Source organism: Nocardia sp. CA-120079 (assembly GCF_050955745.1).
Lineage (GTDB): Bacteria > Actinomycetota > Actinomycetes > Mycobacteriales > Mycobacteriaceae > Nocardia.
On the sequence record NZ_CP192088.1, the window covers coordinates 1,250,430 to 1,267,237 of the forward strand.

16 protein-coding genes are annotated in these 16,808 nt (G+C 67.0%); 5 read left to right on the forward strand and 11 right to left on the reverse strand.

Going from position 1 to position 16,808, the window contains the following annotated elements; translation table 11 throughout:
* The 4 genes from ACQPYR_RS05675 to ACQPYR_RS05690 all read right to left on the reverse strand — a co-directional run bounded on the left by ACQPYR_RS05675 (position 1) and on the right by ACQPYR_RS05690 (position 5,128).
* A complete protein-coding gene (locus tag ACQPYR_RS05675) occupies positions 1-1,506 on the reverse strand; it encodes a carboxylesterase/lipase family protein (protein WP_433628432.1) in 1,506 nt (501 codons plus the stop codon).
* A gap of 14 nt (positions 1,507-1,520) precedes the next feature.
* Positions 1,521-2,951 (reverse strand): dihydrolipoyl dehydrogenase family protein, encoded by a 1,431-nt coding sequence (locus ACQPYR_RS05680; protein WP_433628435.1) that lies wholly within the window; start codon positions 2,949-2,951, stop codon positions 1,521-1,523.
* On the reverse strand, positions 2,948-3,193 hold the full coding sequence (locus ACQPYR_RS05685; RefSeq protein WP_063036928.1) for a DUF2630 family protein: 246 nt from the start codon (positions 3,191-3,193) through the stop codon (positions 2,948-2,950). Before ACQPYR_RS05685 ends, ACQPYR_RS05680 begins: the two co-directional genes overlap by 4 nt.
* A 537-nt stretch (positions 3,194-3,730) precedes the next feature.
* Positions 3,731-5,128 carry a PLP-dependent aminotransferase family protein gene (locus tag ACQPYR_RS05690; protein ID WP_433628439.1) on the reverse strand — a complete coding sequence of 466 codons (1,398 nt, stop codon included), beginning with the start codon at positions 5,126-5,128 and terminating at the stop codon, positions 3,731-3,733.
* Between the two features lie 126 nt (positions 5,129-5,254).
* Here ACQPYR_RS05690 and ACQPYR_RS05695 point away from each other — a divergent pair, with 126 nt between their 5' ends.
* The gene (locus ACQPYR_RS05695; RefSeq protein ID WP_433628442.1) at positions 5,255-5,887 is read left to right on the forward strand and encodes a pyridoxamine 5'-phosphate oxidase family protein; all 633 of its coding nucleotides are present in this window, start codon (positions 5,255-5,257) and stop codon (positions 5,885-5,887) included.
* 72 nt (positions 5,888-5,959) lie between these two features.
* On the opposite strand, the gene ACQPYR_RS05700 is transcribed toward ACQPYR_RS05695, so the two are convergent.
* The 3 genes from ACQPYR_RS05700 to ACQPYR_RS05710 all read right to left on the reverse strand — a co-directional run bounded on the left by ACQPYR_RS05700 (position 5,960) and on the right by ACQPYR_RS05710 (position 8,717).
* Positions 5,960-6,901 (reverse strand): sigma-70 family RNA polymerase sigma factor, encoded by a 942-nt coding sequence (locus ACQPYR_RS05700; RefSeq protein WP_433628444.1) that lies wholly within the window; start codon positions 6,899-6,901, stop codon positions 5,960-5,962.
* Between the two features lie 10 nt (positions 6,902-6,911).
* Positions 6,912-8,102 (reverse strand): NAD(P)/FAD-dependent oxidoreductase, encoded by a 1,191-nt coding sequence (locus ACQPYR_RS05705; protein ID WP_433628447.1) that lies wholly within the window; start codon positions 8,100-8,102, stop codon positions 6,912-6,914.
* A 66-nt stretch (positions 8,103-8,168) separates the two neighbouring features.
* Entirely contained in the window at positions 8,169-8,717 is a 549-nt protein-coding gene (locus ACQPYR_RS05710; protein ID WP_433628449.1) for a TetR/AcrR family transcriptional regulator, read from the reverse strand.
* 77 nt (positions 8,718-8,794) lie between these two features.
* On the opposite strand from ACQPYR_RS05710, the gene ACQPYR_RS05715 reads away from it, so the two are divergent.
* On the forward strand, positions 8,795-10,012 hold the full coding sequence (locus ACQPYR_RS05715; RefSeq protein WP_433628452.1) for an FAD-dependent monooxygenase: 1,218 nt from the start codon (positions 8,795-8,797) through the stop codon (positions 10,010-10,012).
* On the opposite strand, the gene ACQPYR_RS05720 is transcribed toward ACQPYR_RS05715, so the two are convergent.
* Together ACQPYR_RS05720 and ACQPYR_RS05725 are read right to left on the reverse strand one after the other, a co-directional pair.
* Complete coding sequence (locus ACQPYR_RS05720; protein ID WP_433628454.1) at positions 9,999-11,585, reverse strand: hypothetical protein; 1,587 nt, start codon at positions 11,583-11,585, stop codon at positions 9,999-10,001. The two genes, ACQPYR_RS05715 and ACQPYR_RS05720, sit on opposite strands and share 14 nt — an antisense overlap.
* A gap of 2 nt (positions 11,586-11,587) precedes the next feature.
* Positions 11,588-12,361 (reverse strand): crotonase/enoyl-CoA hydratase family protein, encoded by a 774-nt coding sequence (locus ACQPYR_RS05725; RefSeq protein WP_218024791.1) that lies wholly within the window; start codon positions 12,359-12,361, stop codon positions 11,588-11,590.
* Between the two features lie 54 nt (positions 12,362-12,415).
* On the opposite strand from ACQPYR_RS05725, the gene ACQPYR_RS05730 reads away from it, so the two are divergent.
* Both ACQPYR_RS05730 and ACQPYR_RS05735 read left to right on the forward strand, forming a co-directional pair.
* A complete protein-coding gene (locus ACQPYR_RS05730; protein ID WP_433628457.1) occupies positions 12,416-13,045 on the forward strand; it encodes a TetR/AcrR family transcriptional regulator in 630 nt (209 codons plus the stop codon).
* Positions 13,032-14,651 (forward strand): acyl-CoA dehydrogenase family protein, encoded by a 1,620-nt coding sequence (locus ACQPYR_RS05735; protein ID WP_433628459.1) that lies wholly within the window; start codon positions 13,032-13,034, stop codon positions 14,649-14,651. The genes ACQPYR_RS05730 and ACQPYR_RS05735 overlap by 14 nt, the downstream gene beginning before the upstream one ends.
* A gap of 122 nt (positions 14,652-14,773) precedes the next feature.
* On the opposite strand, the gene ACQPYR_RS05740 is transcribed toward ACQPYR_RS05735, so the two are convergent.
* Entirely contained in the window at positions 14,774-15,640 is an 867-nt protein-coding gene (locus tag ACQPYR_RS05740; RefSeq protein WP_433628462.1) for a helix-turn-helix transcriptional regulator, read from the reverse strand.
* 74 nt (positions 15,641-15,714) lie between these two features.
* Here ACQPYR_RS05740 and ACQPYR_RS05745 point away from each other — a divergent pair, with 74 nt between their 5' ends.
* Positions 15,715-16,392 (forward strand): class I SAM-dependent methyltransferase, encoded by a 678-nt coding sequence (locus ACQPYR_RS05745; protein WP_433628464.1) that lies wholly within the window; start codon positions 15,715-15,717, stop codon positions 16,390-16,392.
* On the opposite strand, the gene ACQPYR_RS05750 is transcribed toward ACQPYR_RS05745, so the two are convergent.
* Positions 16,389-16,790 carry a nuclear transport factor 2 family protein gene (locus ACQPYR_RS05750; protein ID WP_433628467.1) on the reverse strand — a complete coding sequence of 134 codons (402 nt, stop codon included), beginning with the start codon at positions 16,788-16,790 and terminating at the stop codon, positions 16,389-16,391. The two genes, ACQPYR_RS05745 and ACQPYR_RS05750, sit on opposite strands and share 4 nt — an antisense overlap.
* Between the last annotated feature and the right edge of the window lie 18 nt (positions 16,791-16,808).

Below are 16,808 nucleotides of genomic sequence, written 5' to 3' on the forward strand. Positions count from 1 at the left end.
TCAGATCAATGTCGGCACCCGGATCCCTTGCCAGGCAATACGTTTGGCTTTGTCCGGATCATTCTCCAACCGGGTGATCTCGTCGATGATCAGCGTTGTCCGCCGGTCTTCGGTATAGGCGGGCCACGAGGGCAGTGGTCGCCCGGTCCGCGCGAATGCCAGCCAATTGTCCTGGAACTGTCGAGTGACCGCCTGCATCCCGCGCCGCCCGCCCGCCGCGGTGAAGGCCCGGCCGATCGGCGAATTGGCGGCACCGAATACCGGAATCAGCTCCGTGGCATGGGTCGCGCCGATCCCCGCCAGACGCAGTGCACGCGGGGCGAAGTCGTAACGGTAAGCATAAGTCGGTGCATAGCGGCTGTGGCCCGCCGCCACGGTGACAGACGGCCGCCAGAAAACATAATCCCCACCGGCACGAACGGCGATCTTCGCATCCGGATAGCCCGGATAGGCTGCTACGACGCGGGATTCGAGTTCCGCGCCACCGTCACGAGTAAGCAGAGCATGCAGGCGTCCCGGAGTGGTCGGCAGTTCATCGGCGAACTTCGCGAACAATGTGCCTTCATCGCGATTGGTGCCGATGATGAGCGGAACCTTGTGTGCGGCACCGCTGGTGATCGCATCGATCGGTGACTGCGGCAGGTAGTCGCCGTCCACGATCGGCGCGATCGGGAAAAGTCCGCGACGCTCCCGCAGCACCTTATTGCTGGTCTTGTCGACCGCGTGCCGAATGTCGTTGGCACCGGCCGTGATCAGCGCCTTCGCGGCGGTATCGGGTGTGGCGCCGAGCGCGTCTATACATCGTCGGGCGAACGCGCGCCCATCCTCGGCGCTCATACCCCAATCCGCGGGCGGACTCTGTGCGATGCCGCGATGGAACAGTCCCTCGGCGGCCGGTGTGGCCATTAGCGCGAGTACCGCATGGGCACCAGCGGATTCGCCGAAAATGGTGACATTGCCGGGATCTCCGCCGAACGCCGCGATATTGCGCTGCACCCACTCCAGCGCCGCGACCTGATCGCGCAGCCCCAGGTTGCTTGCGAAAGGTCGCTCAGGCGTGCTGAATTCACCGAAATCGACATAGCCGAACGCGCCGAGCCGGTAGTTCAGCGACACCACGATCACATCGCCGCCGACCACCAGTCGCGCACCGGAATACAGGCCGAGCGCCGAGGTGCCGGTCAGATATCCGCCGCCGTGAATAAACACCATGACCGGCCGGGGTGTCGACGATGGTTCGATCGGTGCGACGACATTGAGTGTCAGAGCGTCTTCACTGGTCGGCTGATACCGGCGCGGCCCGATCCTGGCACCGGACCGATGCTGCATCGCGGCGAACCCGAATGCGGTGGCCTCGCGGACACCGGTCCATGGCCGCACCGGCTGCGGTGCGCGAAATCGCAGGTCGCCGACCGGTGGGGCGGCATAGGGCAGGGAGCGCCAGCGCAGGACGCGACGGCCGCGGTAACCGCGGACAACTCCGTCGGCGGTCGTGATATCGGACATCTTTCCGATGGTAACTACGAGCGGTGGGCCTCCAACAGACGCAACCAGAGCTCGCTCACCGTCGGATAGGCTGGCACTGCGTGCCATAGCGTCGCCAGTGGCACCTTGCCGACCACGGCGACGGTCGCCGCGTGGATCAGCTCGCCGACCTCCGGCCCGACGAAAGTGGCCCCGAGCAGCGTGTCGGTGGCGGTATCGATAACGATCTTCGCCCGCCCCGCGTAATCGTCGCGTGCCAGCGCGGATCCGGCGACCGCGATATCGAGCTCCACGGTTTCCACCGCATAGCCCGCTTTACGCGCCGCCGCCTCGGTCTGCCCGACCGACGCGACTTCCGGGGCGGTGAATACCACCTGCGGCACCTGCCCGTGGTCGGCCGTCGCCGCGTATCGCGCATCCGCCAGCGCGCGCCCCTCGGCCCGCGCGGCAATGACATCACCACACACCCTGGCGTGGTACTTCCCCATATGTGTAAGCGCCGCGCGGTGATTCACATCGCCGACCGCATAGAGCCAGTCGCCGTCGACGCCGCGCACCGTCAACCGGTCGTCCACCTCGACATAGCCGTCCGCCAGCCCGACCGAGCCCAGTCCGAGCTCCGCCGTCGCCGGTCCGCGCCCGGCGGCGACCAAGATCTCGTCGGCCTCGATCTCGCCTTCGTCGGTCTCGACGGTCACCACACCGCCGTGAATCCAGCCCTCGCCGGAGTCCTTCGCATCGGCGCGCACCACCCGTGTGGGTTGGGTGCCGAACAGAACCCGAACACCGGCATCGGACAGCGCAGCAGCAACGCGTTCCCCCGCGAACGGTTCGGTATTGCCCAGCAACGCATTGCCGCGGACAAGCATGGTGATCTCACTCGCGCCGAGCGCGGCAAGCCAGGTAGCAGCCTCACACGCGACCACACCACCGCCGATGATCACCACCCGGCGCGGAATTTCGTGCAGATTGGTCGCATCCCGGGAAATCCACGGCAGCGCATCGCGCAATCCGGGCACATCGGGAACCGCGGCCTTGGTGCCCGTGGCCAGCACCACCGCGTGGCGGGCACGCAGCCGTCGGCCGCCGACCTCGACCAGTCGCTCGCCCGCGAGCCGTCCCGTCCCGCGGACCACCTCGATGCGATTGTCGTTGGCCCAATCGACCTGCGAACTGTCGTCGTGCTTGTGCGTGAAGGAATCGCGCCGCTTCAAGACCGCGTCGACATCGAGCCCGCTCGCGGTGATTCCGGCCATCGCCTCGGCGCCGGACAGCACGTGAGCCGGTCGCAGCAGCGCCTTACTCGGCATACATGCCCAATACGAACATTCACCGCCGACAAGTTCCCGTTCCACGATCACGGCGGTGCGCTCGCTGCCCGCGATGGCGTAGGCGGCGGCGTTCTCGCCCGCCGGCCCACCACCGATCACGATGACGTCGTATTCGGCGGCGGAATCGGAGGTCACTGGAGATAACCCTCGACCTGACGGGCCGGATTCTCCTGCGCCTCCTCGGGCGTGGCCCCGGCGTCGATGCGCGCGCGGCGCTGCCGCAGCAGATCCCAGGCCTGATCGAGCATTACTTCGAGTGCGGCGAGCTGCTGCCGCTCGGTTACCGGATCGACCGCACCCGCCGTCGCCCTGGACCGCAAATCATGCTCGCGATCGACCAGATTTTTGATACGCGCCAGGATGTCCTGTTCGGTCATGGGGACCATGCTACGACCGCGTCGGCGCGGTCACGGTCCTTCGGGAATCGGCCCGGGGCTGATTCGGCGCCGGAGCGGCGGGTTCCGCGACATATTTCTTGCTCGCGACGGCGTCCAACGCGGCGTGCTGGATCGTCAGAAGCCCTACGGTACGTCGCCACGTCCACGTCACGCTCGAAGTACATGGCTCCGGTCAAGTCGCGATCGCCCAACTGTGCCATGCCGCGCGTTGCGGTGCGGTGTCGTCCGCGGCCGACGGCTCCCACTTCGTGCCATATCGCCACCACCGCCGACGGATTCGACCGCCCGGGTCGGGAGGTGGTTCATCGACTGCACGGGCGCGATCGCCGCCATCGAAGACGGACTTGGCCGGGCATGCAACGCGGAGTATTCCAGCAGTTCGGGGTGGAGCAGGTTCATGCAAAAGTCGTTGGTCGACGATCCCCGGGTTCGCGATGAGACGCCCGGCGGCGACTGCTTGTGGTTCGCGCCGAGGACGCACGGATCACCAGATGGCCAGGTATGCGGCGTTGGGCGCTAGGGCTGCGTAAGGCATTCTCCAGCAATCGGGATCGCGGTACGCAGTTCGGTCCAGCTCAGTGCCGTGTAGCCGAGGGCGATGCCGAAGGTGTGTGGACCGACCGCCGATGCGAGTGGATGTTGTTGCGCCACAAGGTGATGGCGGGACAGTCCGTCCAGCGCCACACCGCGTGTTCGGCCCACGGCCACGGCACGGCGTTCGGCTTCGGCCGAATTCAGTGGCACTACTACGTGTGAACCGGCATCGTCGCCGAGTACTTCGAGTCCGCGGCGGCGAAGCTCGTCCACCACCAGGGTTCGGCGTGGGGGTACTGCGCGGCGCAGGCGGCGCAGGTGTCTGGCGAGGTCGCCGTGCTCCGCGAATGCGGCGAGTACTCGCTGCCCCGCGGGGCTCGGGCCGGTACCGGTTCGTTCGCGGTGCGCGACAACGGCTTCGGTGATATCCGGGGCAGCGACGAGCCAGCCGATCCCCAAAGTCGGCGAGAGGATCTTGCTCGTGGTGCCGAGATGGATGACGACGTCCGGAGCCATTGCGGCCAGCAGCGGCAAAGGAGCAGTGTCGTAACGTAATTCGCCGTCGTAGTCGTCCTCGATGATGAGTAGGCCGGCGCGCCTGGCGAATTCGACGAGTTGGACGCGCCGTGCGGCTTGCATGCGCGTGCCGAGTGGGAATTGATGTGCCGGAGTGCAATACACGGCCTTGATGCCGTGGGGCAGTCGGTCGACTCGCAGGCCGTCGGTATCGATCGGCACCGGTAGTACCCGGACACCGGCGGCGACGAATGCGCCCGCGGCACGCTGATAGCCCGGATCTTCCATGGCAATGGCGTCGCCGGGCCGCAGTAGAGCGGCCGCGAGTTCGCCTACGGCCGAACTGGTTCCGGCCGTAGCGAGCACCACGGACTTGCTGCCCGCACCGAGGCCGCGGTGGCGCAGCAGGTGTTCGGCGATGGCCGCGCGGTATTCCGGTTCGCCGCCGCGATTCTTGCGGATGATGGGGGAGTCGTCGGCGGCCGCGCGCCAGGCTCGTCGCCAGGCTGCCTGGTCGAGGGCCTCGATGCAGGGCGCACCTGGCCCGAGATCTAGGAGGTCCGGCGCGTGCTCGGCGGTGCTGTGCGTGCTCGGTCGTGCGGGCGGTTCGGCTGGGGCGGTGGTCAGGTAGGTGCCCGAGCCGCGCCGGCCCGCGATCCAGCCCTCGGCGTGCAATTGGTCGTAGGCCGCGGCGACCACCGTGCGGCTCACGCCGAGGCGCTGGGCCAGCGCTCGCGACGAGGGAAGTCGATCGTCCGCGCGCAGGAGTCCGTTGCTCGCCGCGGCGCGCAAGCCCTCCGCGACTTGAACCGATAATGGCTGCTCAGCCTCGCGGTCGAGGACGAGCGGAAGTTCATCCAGCATCGCGCACCTCCCGAATTGGACTGTTCGAATTTCCATGAATTGGCTATTTCAGAATGCCACTTCCGGTTCCACGCTAGAGGCATGACGAACTCTCGGCCGCCGCTTTCGCCTACCCCACGTACCACCTTGACACGTTCCAAGGAGCGTGGCCGGACCGACCGTGCCGAACTGGACGCGGTCCTCGACGCGGGCCTGGTCTGCCACCTCGGCGTGCTGCTCGGCGACAGTCCGGTGGTGCTCCCGACCGTCTACGGCCGCGACGGCGACGCGCTGTACCTGCACGGCTCGACCGGAGCCGGAAACCTGCGGGCAGCACTGACCGGCGATATCTCCATCGCCGTCACCCTGGTCGACGGCATCGTCTACGCCCGCTCGGCCATGCACTTCTCTGCCAACTTCCGCTCGGCCGTAGTGCGCGGCCGCGCCGTCGAACTCACCGATCCCGATGAGCGCATGCACGCGCTGCGGGTCATCGTCGAACACTCCGCCCCGGGTGCGTGGGATCGCGTGCGGCAGCCGAACAAAAAGGAAATGGCCGCCACCATGGTCCTCTCGCTCGACCTGACCGAGGCGTCGGTGAAGGTCCGAACCGGCGGCCCCAAGGACGATGCCGCCGATATCGAAACCGGCGGAGTCTGGGCAGGTGTCCTGCCCATGCGTCGGGTTTGGGACGCTCCGATCTCCTCGGACGATCTGGAGCCGGGCATCGAGGTACCACAGGACGTACTCGATCGAACCGATATCGTCCCCGCCCGCTGACCCGACCGGCGCAGCGAAGTCGGCGCGAACCGGAATTGACGATGAACGTGAGATCGATTGTCGGACAGTCGGTTACCACGATTCGATCAGCGGGACGTCGGGCTTGTGCCGCTGCCATTCCTGGGTGAGGCGACCGAGTCGATCCGGGGCGGCGATGCCGCGCACGCCTGCGATCTTGTCGTCACGAATCTCCAGGATCACGACGCCCAGAACCCGGTCGTCGAGGGTGGCGAGCATGGCAGGGCAGCCGTTGACCACGACGGCATGGATCGAGGGCGAGCCACCGGCGAGTCTCCGCTTGGCCGGAGACGGTTTGAAGCCGGCCCGCACCGCGCTCGCGATCCGCTCCGGGGTCGAGTACCGGATCAGCTTCTCGGCCAGTCCCAGTCCGGCGCCGTCGGAGATGCCGGTCGCATCGTCGGTCAGCAGCGCCACGAGCCGTTCGGTCCGGCCAGAGGAGGCGGCATCGACGAACGCCTCGACGATTCGACGCGCCGAGGCACGGTCGATGTCATTGCCGTTGCCGGCGGCGGCAATTCGACGCCGCGCGCGGTGGATGTGTTGCTGACTCCCGGACTCGGTGATGCCGAGAATCTCGGCGATCTCGGCGTGGCTGTACGCAAAGGCCTCGCGCAGCACGTAAGCGGCCCGTTCGACCGGCGACAGCCGCTCCATGAGGGTCAGCACCGCCAGCGTCACCGATTCGCGCTGCTCGACGGTATCGGCCGGGCCGAGCATCGGATCGCCGTCGAGGAGCGGTTCGGGCATCCAGGTGCCGACCGCGCGTTCGCGCCGCACCTTCGCTGAACGGAGCCGGTCGAGCGCCAGGTTGGTGACGATCTTGGTCAGCCATGCCTCGGGCACCTCGACGTACCCCCGGTCGGCGGCCTGCCACCGCAGGAACGCGTCCTGCACCGTGTCCTCGGCATCGGCGGCCGAGCCGAGCAGACGGTATGCGAGCGAGGCCAGTCGATTCCGGCTGGCCTCGAAACGCGCCACGGTGGCAGTGTCCATGAGCGCGACTCTATGCGGCGACCACGTCGCGCGAACGCTCTCCGGTGGTGGCCGAGCGGTACCTGTGACTCGGCATTCCGAAGGTCGGGTGGCTCAGGCTCCAAGCGGAAGTGTCCAGGATTGCCTTCTTGACGCGCGCGGCCGTGCGGCCACACAGGGCCCACGACTTCGATCGCGCGTCACCGTCGACCAGTTGGAAGATCGCGTCCTTGCGGCCGAGGCTGATGTGGTTGCCGACATACGACAGCGACGTCGTCGAGATCTTGCGCCCGGTCAGGTCTCCGATGATCGCGGCAGTCGCCTGCATGCTGGTGAATCCCGCGGAAGCACACGACATCGGCAATGGCCGGCCGTTCTCGCCGATGACGAAGGCGCTGTCACCGGCAACGTAGACATCCGGGTGCGAGACCGACCGCATCTGACGGTCGACCGTGATCTGGCCGTTGGCTTCCACCTCGAGGCCGCTGGCGGCGGCAATCGGATGGACCGCGAAGCCGGCGGCCCACACGGTCGCGTCGGCGGCGAAAACGGTGCCGTCGGCGGCGAGTGCCGCTGCCTGCTCGACGCGCTCGATGGTGGTGTGCTCATGGACCGTGATACCGAACCGGTCGAAGGTACGCAGCAGGTGACGGCGGGCCTTCGTGCCCAGCCAGCCGCCCAGTTCGCCGCTGGTGGCGAGGCTGACCCGAAGTCCTGGACGGGATTCGGCGAGCTCGGTGGCGGCCTCGATCGCGGTCAGATTGCCCCCGACTACCAGCACCTGCCCGTCCTCGCCCAGCTCGTCCAGGCGTGCGCGCAGGCGCAGCGCGGACGGCCGCGCGGCCACGTGGAAGGCATGCTTTTCGACGCCCGGGACGCCGTGGTCGGCGGCGGTGCTGCCGAGCGCGTAGAGCAGGGTGTCGTATTCGAGCCGGTCGATGCCCTCGCCGTCGGCGAGTGTGACAGTCCGGTGCTCGGCGTCCACGTTGGTCACCCGCGCCAGCCGTAACCGGATGCCGGTGCCCGCGAACACCTCCGCCAGCGGCCGGTGGCGCAGATCCTGCCCGGCGGCGAGCTGATGCAGGCGCAGCCGCTCGACGAAATCGGATTCGGCGTTGACGACGGTGATCTCGAAGTCGTCGCGGTGGAGTTGGCGCGCCAGGTATCCAGCGGAGAAGGCTCCGGCGTATCCGGCCCCGAGGACGACGATGCGGTGCTTCATGATTCGCTCCTGTCTGGTTCGCGTGCTTCCTGAACGAGACAGCCCCCGAATTCCTGACAGCATTGTTCAGTGACGTGGATCACCGATGCCCACGGTGGCGCAGGCGCCGTCCACGGCCGCGCGCCGGAGTTCGTCCTTTGGCACGTCGGCGAACTGGATCGTGCAGTCCTGGAGGCCGCCGAAGGCGATCACGGCGCGGGTGGCCTGCTCCAGTGTGGGTTCGGGGCCGCACAACAGCTTCACCAGCCGCCCGCGCCAGGCCCGCACCAAGTCGATCAGGCCGAGGTCGGCGAGGGTGGTCAGCTCGGCGAGCATGAGCACGATGTCTTTGCGGTGGCGGTAGTGGAAGTCGAAATAGCCCTCCAGCAGGGCGCGGGGCTCGACATCGGTCAGCGCCTCCTGTCCCGCCAGGAACGCCTCTTCCTCGTCGATGATCGGCTGCACGATGCTGCGGACCAGTTCCTCGCGTGAGGAGAAGTGGTAGTAGAGCGCCGGTTTGGTGATGCCGAGCCGGTCGGCGATCTCCTGCAGGCCGGTCCGATGCACACCCTGCTGCGCGAAGAGCTCGCGGGCGACATCTTGGATCCGCTGCTTGGTGTCGGAGGGACGAGGCATGCCGCGAGCGTATCTTACTTAACGATAGGTAAGTAATAATGCTACGCTTACTTATCGTTAAGTAAGGAGAAATGCTCATGCGAATTCTCATCTCCGGCGCCAGCGTCGCCGGTCCGGTGCTGGCGTACTGGCTCACCAGGCACGGCTTCTCCGTCACCGTTGTCGAGCGTGCGTCGGCTCTGCGCAAGACCGGCGGTCACGCGGTCGACCTGTTCCGGCCCGCGATGGACATCTCGGAGAAGATGGGCGTGCTCTCACGCGTCGAGGAGCGGGCCACCGGCACGAAACGGATGACCCTCTACCCGGAGGGCGCACGGCGTCCCGTCGGGGTGGACCTCTCCAAGATCTTCGGCGCAACCTCCGACCGGCACGTCGAGATCATGCGTGACGACCTCAGCGAGATCTACTACGAAGCCGCGCGCGATGACGTCGAGTACCTCTTCGGCGACTCGATCACCGCGATCTCACCCGAGGGCGAGGTGCGGTTCGAGAACGCCGCGCCGCGCCGCTTCGACCTCGTCGTCGGCGCGGACGGGCTGCACTCCAACGTGCGCCGCCTCGTGTTCGGTGACGAGTCCCGCTTCAGCGCCTTCATCGGGGCCTACCTAGGGGTGCTGACCCTGCCCAACGGTTTCGGTCTCGACGGCGAGCTGCGCATCCACGTCGGCGTCGGCCGTACTGCCGGCATGTACGGCGCGCGGCACCTCGGTGAAGCGCGGGCTTTGTTCCTGTTCCGCAGCGACCGCGAGCTCGAGTACCACCACCGTGACGTGCCGCGGCAGAAGGACTTGCTGCGCAATGCGTTCGGCGGCATGCACGCCGACGTGGACCGCTGGCTCGACGAGCTCGACCGCACCCCGGCCTTCTACTTCGACTCGATCACCCAACTGCGCATGGACACCTGGTCGCGGGGGCGGGTGACACTCGTCGGCGACGCGGGCTACTGCCCCGGCCCGGCCGTTGGCGGCAGCACCACGCTGGCCGTCGTCGGCGCGTACGTCCTCGCCGGAGAGTTGGCGCGGGCGGGCCGCAACCACGAGCGCGCCTTCCCCGCCTACGAGCGAGCGATGGCGGAACACATACGCGGCAGCCACGCGGTCGCGCTGAGCGCGGCCAAGACCCTGATCCCCACATCCCGCCTCGGCGTGTCGGGACTGGTCCAGGGCAGCCGCCTGATTTCCGCCCTGCCCCCGGGGCTCAGCCGCGCTTTCATCCGCCTCACCACCAAGAGCGCCCGCCTCTACAACTCGATGACCGTCGAGGACTACCGAGGGCCGGCGGTCACCAGAGTGTGATCGGGAGGCCGAGGGCGGTTGCGGTTTCGTGTGCCAGGGTGCGGAGGGTTTCGGGGGTGTCGATGTGGGCGGGGGCGAGGCTGACGACGGCGAGGGTGTAGTTGTCCGCGATGCGGCAGAGATAGCCGGATAGTCGGGTGCGGGGGAGACGGTCGGCGGTAAGGCCAGGGTGGATGGCGCGGGCTGCGACGCCGGTGCAGCGATGTGGGCCGAGGGTGAGCAGGGAGTCGGGGAGCGTTCCGATGTTGGAGCACAGGATGTCTCGTTCACCGGCGCCCCTGGACAAGGCGTAGGCCCAGCGATCCGGAATCACCTGCAGCAGTTCCTCCGGCATCCCGCCGGGGCTGGACATGCGCCGCTCGTAGGCGATTCGGGCTTTCTCGCGAATGGCGGCCGGAGTATCGCTGCGCTCGATGGTGATCTCGGTCATCGCGAGGTCGTTGTCGACGCGCGGCTCGTCGCGGGTGTCGACCGGAAGGCTGGCATCGATCGTCTCACCGGGAAATCCACTGGCCCACAACATCTTCGCGATCAGCGCGATGAATAAGCTATTGGCCGTACCGCGCTGCGCCACAGCCGCTGCCTCCCAGTCGGCAGCGGGACACCGCAGTACGACGCTGAGTGTCGGCACGCTGTAAACCCCGCGTCCAGTGATCGACCCGCGTTCACGGGTAGATAGCCCGTGTTCGCGAATCGACCGGCCGGGACGTTCGGGGATTCCGTGGCGAAGCGCACGAAACGTGCCGCGCACAACAATCGACCACTGCCGCCGAGCATCGGACCAATCCGATGCCGGACCGGGGGTTTCCCGGCGCAGCGAGGCATTCACTCGCGCGCCGGACCGGTCTGCTTCTCCTGCAGTGGATGCCGGCTGGTCGTTCCCGTCGCAGCGATTTGCTTCTGGCGCAGCGGATGTCGCCTCGAGAGCGGTAGGCGTCATCGGCTCGCTCGTGCTCGACCGCCCCGGTGTGCCTGCGACCATTCGTATCGTGTCCGAGTAATTCGCCTCTGGCGCAGCAGAGTTCGTTGCTGGCGTGCTGATAGCACCGTCTGTCGACAGCGTCGACCTCATGCCCGACCCAGTATCCGGGGAACGCATTGCCTGCGCCGAGGATGTGACCAGGCACGGGCCGCCCAGCGCATCATCGACCGCGAGCACAAGCGCTCTCCCGTCGGCAAGCGCATGCGAACAGGTCAGCGACACGATCGATCCGCCGTCATCCAGGGCGGCGGTCGACAATCGCCAACCCGGACCGTATTCGGGATCGAGGTTCGCGCCCTGCTCATCGGCCCACTCGAGCAGGTCCCGGGTAGCGATGGTGCCGTCGGTGAACTCGAGCCGATACGCCCGAGTGTTCCCCCGCCAACTGCGACGCGCACCCGGAACCGAAGGCCGAATCACTCTGCGCCCCAACGGCCCGACCCGCAGCGCCGCGTGCACCTGCCGCAGTAGCTCAGGATCGACGCGATCGGCCGTGCGCCACAAACCCTGGAGCGCGATCGGGGTGCCGAGTCCGCGATGCGTGCGCAGGAAGATCTCGTCGACGACGCTCAACCGTTGGGCGGCGGCCATTGTCAGGAGCGCGCTCCGTGACGGCCCGCACCGGCGGCGAACCGTTGCGCGCCGTCCAGGGCTCCGTCGGCCAGCGCCTTCAGGCCGTGTCGGTACTCGTTGAGCAGTGCGGCCTCTTCGTCCATACCGTCCTGCTCCAGCAGGGACATGCGGTCCGAGCGCAGGCAGGTCTGCGGCAGTGCGGCTAGTTCGGCGGCGAGTTGTTCTGCGGCACTGCGGGATTCGCCATTCGGCACCACCCGATTGATCAGCCCGATCTGCAATGCCTCCGTCGCGGCGACGGCACGACCGGTGAGCACCATATCCATCGCGCGCCCGGTGCCGATGATGCGCGGCAACCGAATCGTGCCGCCATCGATCAGCGGCACACCCCAGCGGCGACAGAACACGCCGAAGGTGCTGTCCTGCTCGGCAACTCGCATATCGCACCACAGCGCCAACTCCAGTCCGCCCGCGACCGCGTATCCGGAAATCGCGGCGATCACCGGTTTGGACAGCCGCATTCGGGTCGGACCCATCGGACCGTCACCGTCCTCGGTGACCCGATTGGAGCGCTCGGTGCCGAGCGCCTTCAGGTCCGCGCCCGCGCAGAAGGTGCCGCCGTCGCCCCACAGCACGGCGACCGCCGCATCCGGATCGGCATCGAATTCGCGGAATGCGTCGACCAGGGCCGCGGCGGTCGGACCGTCGACGGCGTTGCGTGCCTGGGGGCGGTGCAGGATCACGGTGGTCACGGGCCCGTTGCGTTCGATTCGCACAGTCACGAGGACGACCATACGCCGTCGGAAGTACCCTTGTGTGAAGAAATGAATTTGTGCTTCACTTCTTGTATGGCCTACCGCAGAACCCCTGCCGTGCAGGCCCGCCTCGATGCCCAGGCGGGCCTGATCGTGCAGGCAGCGACCAAGGTGCTGTCCCACGCGGGCTATGCCGGACTGTCCATGGCGGCCGTCGCCGCCGAGGCGGGCGTGGCCACCGGAACGGTCTACAAGAACTTCGGCGGCAAGGCCGACCTGGTGAGCGCGGTGTTCCGGAAGGTGGTCGCGCACGAAGTGGCCGCAGTGGTTACCGCAAGCGCCTCGGGAACGGCCGTCGAGCGGGTGACCGCGGCAGTGGAAACCTTCGCGGGCCGGGCGCTGAAGAATCCGAAACTCGCCTACGTCCTGCTCGTCGAACCCGTCGATACCGTGGTCGATGCCGAGCGTCTGCGCTTCCGTCGCGCGTTTGCCGAGGCCTTCGAATCCGCTGTCGCGGAGGGTGTTTCGCGCGGCGAATTGCCCGCGCAGGATGCCAAGACCAGCGCGGCCGCGCTGGTCGGCGCGATCGGCGAGGTCCTGGTCGGCCCACTGGCCGATGCCCCGCACGGCGAATCCGTTGTGCCCGAACTCATCAGTTTCGCGTTACGCGCACTCGGTGTGCGCGATGAATCCGACTCAGGAGTATCCGATGCCGACGCATGAAGTCTTCAACCAGGTTCCCGACATCGTGCCCTTCGATGTCGCGCAGAACCCGGCCCTGCTCGAGGGACTGCACCGCGAGGGCGCGAGCTGGGCCGAACCCGAAGTGCGTGAACTCGGCAGGCTCGCAGGCGGATTCGAAGCGCAGGAGTGGGGCCGCCTCGCCAACGAATACCCGCCCGTCCTGCATACGCACGACCGCTACGGCAACCGCATCGATGAGGTCGAATTCCATCCGTACTGGCACGAGCTGATGAAAGTCGCTGTCGCGCACGGACTCCACGGCTCGCCCTGGCTTGACGACCGGCCCGGCGCCCATACCGCCCGGGCGGCCAAGTTCTACACCTGGGGTGTCGCCGACCCCGGGCATATGTGTCCGATCTCGATGACCTACGCCGTCGTGCCCGCGTTGCGCCACAATGCGGAACTCGCGGCCCGATACGAACCGCTACTCGGTTCCCGCACTTACGATTTCGGCCTGCGCGAACCGTCGACCAAGGCCGGTCTCATCGCGGGCATGTCGATGACCGAGAAGCAGGGCGGCTCCGATGTCCGCGCCAACACCACCACCGCCACAGCGCAACCCGACGGCAGCTACCGCATCGTCGGCCATAAGTGGTTCACCTCGGCGCCCATGTCGGATATGTTCCTCACCCTGGCCCAGGCGCCCGGCGGTCTGTCCTGCTTCCTGCTGCCGCGCGTCCTTCCGGACGACACCCGCAACCCCATCCGGATCCAACGCCTCAAGGACAAGCTCGGCAACAAGTCGAACGCGTCCTCGGAGATCGAATACGAGAACGCCACCGGCTGGCTGGTCGGCGCGGAAGGGGCCGGCGTCAAAACCATCATCGAAATGGTCAATATGACCCGCCTGGACTGCGTCGTCGGCTCCGCCACCGGCATGCGCGTCGGCGCCGTCTACGCCGCGCATCACGCGCGGCACCGAGAAGCGTTCGGGGCCAAGCTGATCGACCAACCCGCGATGCGCAATGTGCTCGCCGACCTGGTGATCGAATCCGATGCCGCCACCACGGTCATGATGCGCCTGGCCGGTGCGACCGACCGTGCGAGCACCGACCCCGCTGAGGCCGCGCTGCGCCGAATCGCCTTGGCGGTCACCAAGTATTGGGTCTGCAAGCGTGCTCCCGCGCATGCGGCCGAGGCCCTGGAATGCTTCGGCGGCAACGGTTATGCCGAGGAATCCGGTATGCCGCGCCTCTACCGTGAGGCCCCGCTCATGTCCATCTGGGAAGGCTCCGGCAATGTGGCGGCGCTGGATGCCTTGCGCGCCATGGGCCGCCAGCCCGAAACGGTGGAGGCCTTCTTCAACGAAGTCTCGCTGGCCTCTGGTGCCGACCCCCGACTCGACGATGCCATCGCCCGCCTCGGCAAGGAACTGTCCGACCTCGACGAAATCGAATACCGCGCCCGCCGCGTCGTCGAACTCATGGCCCTGGTCCTACAGGGCGCGCAACTCGTCCGGCACGGCCACCCCGCTGTCGCCGACGCCTTCTGCGCCACCCGCCTCGGCGACGACTGGGGCATCGCGTTCGGCACCCTCCCCACCGGCGTGAACACCACCGACATCATCGCCCGCGCCCTCACCTGACCCGGTTGTTCGCGGGCATCCCGTGTCGGCGCCGACGAGGGGTTTTGTGCAGGCACCCAGTTCAGCGCGCTACGGCTGCACGCGCCCACCTCGGCGCGCCGTGCGTGCTCGGGTCCCTTGCGTCAGCGCGCGAGCGAATCAGGTTGGGCGCGCCACTGTCGAGGTGAAAGATCGTTGTTGCGCCGGAATAAGCGTGTGAAGTAGCCCGCGTCCGGGATCCCGACCCGCCGGGCGATCTCACCGACCGGCAGATCCGTCTCGGCCAGCAACCGCCGCGCCTCGGTCATTCGACGCTCGGTGATCCACGCCTGCACCGTGCGTCCGGTGCGGCGTCGCACCACGGTGGTCAGATGTCCCGGCGTCATGCCGACCGCATCTGCTACATCGCGTAGCGACAGCGGTGCGGTGTGCCGCTGGTCGATCAGGTCGAACACCTCGGCGAGCAGCGGTTCGCCGCTGCGCCGCAGATCGCCCACCACATCGGCGGCCAGCCGCGCGAGGTCGATGAGCAGCAGTGTCAGATGTGCCGACGCCGCCTGCCGATATCCCTCCTGCCGCTGCGTCAGCTCGGCATCGATGGCGGCAATCGCATTGTCCCACAACGGTCTTCGTTCAACTGGGACAGTCAACTCCAGCACCCCACCCGAATGCTCGTGCAGGAATGGAAACAGCAACGGATGCGCCCGCCACGCGGGCCATGGCGCGCGTCCGGCATCGCCGAGTGTCGCGGGATCGAAGAACACCCCGACCGCGCCTTCGAACTCATGCGGTGGTGCCGCCTCGATCACCTGACCTGCCGCGACGACGTACACCACACCGGCGGACCGGACGTAGAGCAATACCGGAAAGTTGTGAATATGCGGGCGGTGCCCGAGTTCGGCATGACGATCGAAGCGCAGCAGCGACACCGGCGGCGTCACCTGATCACTGCGATAGTCGTACACCGGAACACCACGACGGTGCCGCACCACCCGGGTAGCCTCGGTCATGACACCGAAAATAGTCCAAATTCGGCCGATAATCACCCAATTATCGAGCTGGATCTGCGAGCACCATAAGAATCATGACCAAAGATCATCCACATTCGGTACTCAGAGCCATGGGCAACCAGCACGACTACCTGCCCGCAGCTGGTCGCGACGCACTGCTGCCCGCCTACGATCTGCTCACCCGCCTGCTCGGCATGTACAAACTCCACGAAACCCTCGTCGCGCAAGCCGAACTCGAACCCGGTCAGCAGATACTGGAAATCGGCTGTGGCACAGGAAATCTCACCTTGCGGGCCAAGCGAACCCAACCTGCGGCAGAAGTTATCGGCTCCGATCCCGACCCGCTCGCACTCGCCCGTGCTGAGCGAAAGGCGAACGGCCTGAGCGGAATCCGCTTCGAACGCGCCTACGCGCAGGAATTGCCCTATCCGGACAAAGAATTCGACCGCATCCTGTCATCGATGATGCTGCACCACCTCGAAACCGACATCAAAACCGCCGCACTGGCCGAGGCGCTGCGCGTCCTGCGCCCCGGCGGCAGCCTGCACATCCTCGATATCGGCGGCGAGGTGACCCCGGACGATGGCCTGATGGCCCGGCTGCTGCTGCACAACCACCATGCCCATGACAACCTCGGCGACGGCATCCCCCAACTCCTGCGCACCGTCGGCTTCGACTGCACCGTGGTGGCCTCCCAGCGCCACCGTCGCCTCGGTCGTGTCACCTTCTATCGCGGTACCCGCCCGAACTAGCCGACGCGCTGTAGCACCCGCTCGACCAGTGCCGTATCGCAATGCTCGATCACCTCGGTGAGCCGACCATGCGCGATCCGGAAGATGAAACAGTAGGTCTGCTCGTAAGGCTCGCCGCCGGTGGTGATGCCGTGGCCGCGGACCTGGGCGACGACGCGGTCGTCTTCGGCGATCACGAAGTCGGCCACGCTGCGGTAATCGGCGAACTGGGTCATCAGCGGCCGCAGGAGTTCGTCCAGCACAACCGTTTTCGGTTCCCAGGTGCGCGACCACGACCAGTTCCCCGGAAAGATCCAGCGGAAGTCCTCGGCCATGGCCTCGCCCATCGCTCGAGTATTGCCCTGGGACATCTGCTCGAAGATGTCCTCGATCAGTTTCTTGTTCGCTGCTGCACTCATACATCCGACGCTAGGTAT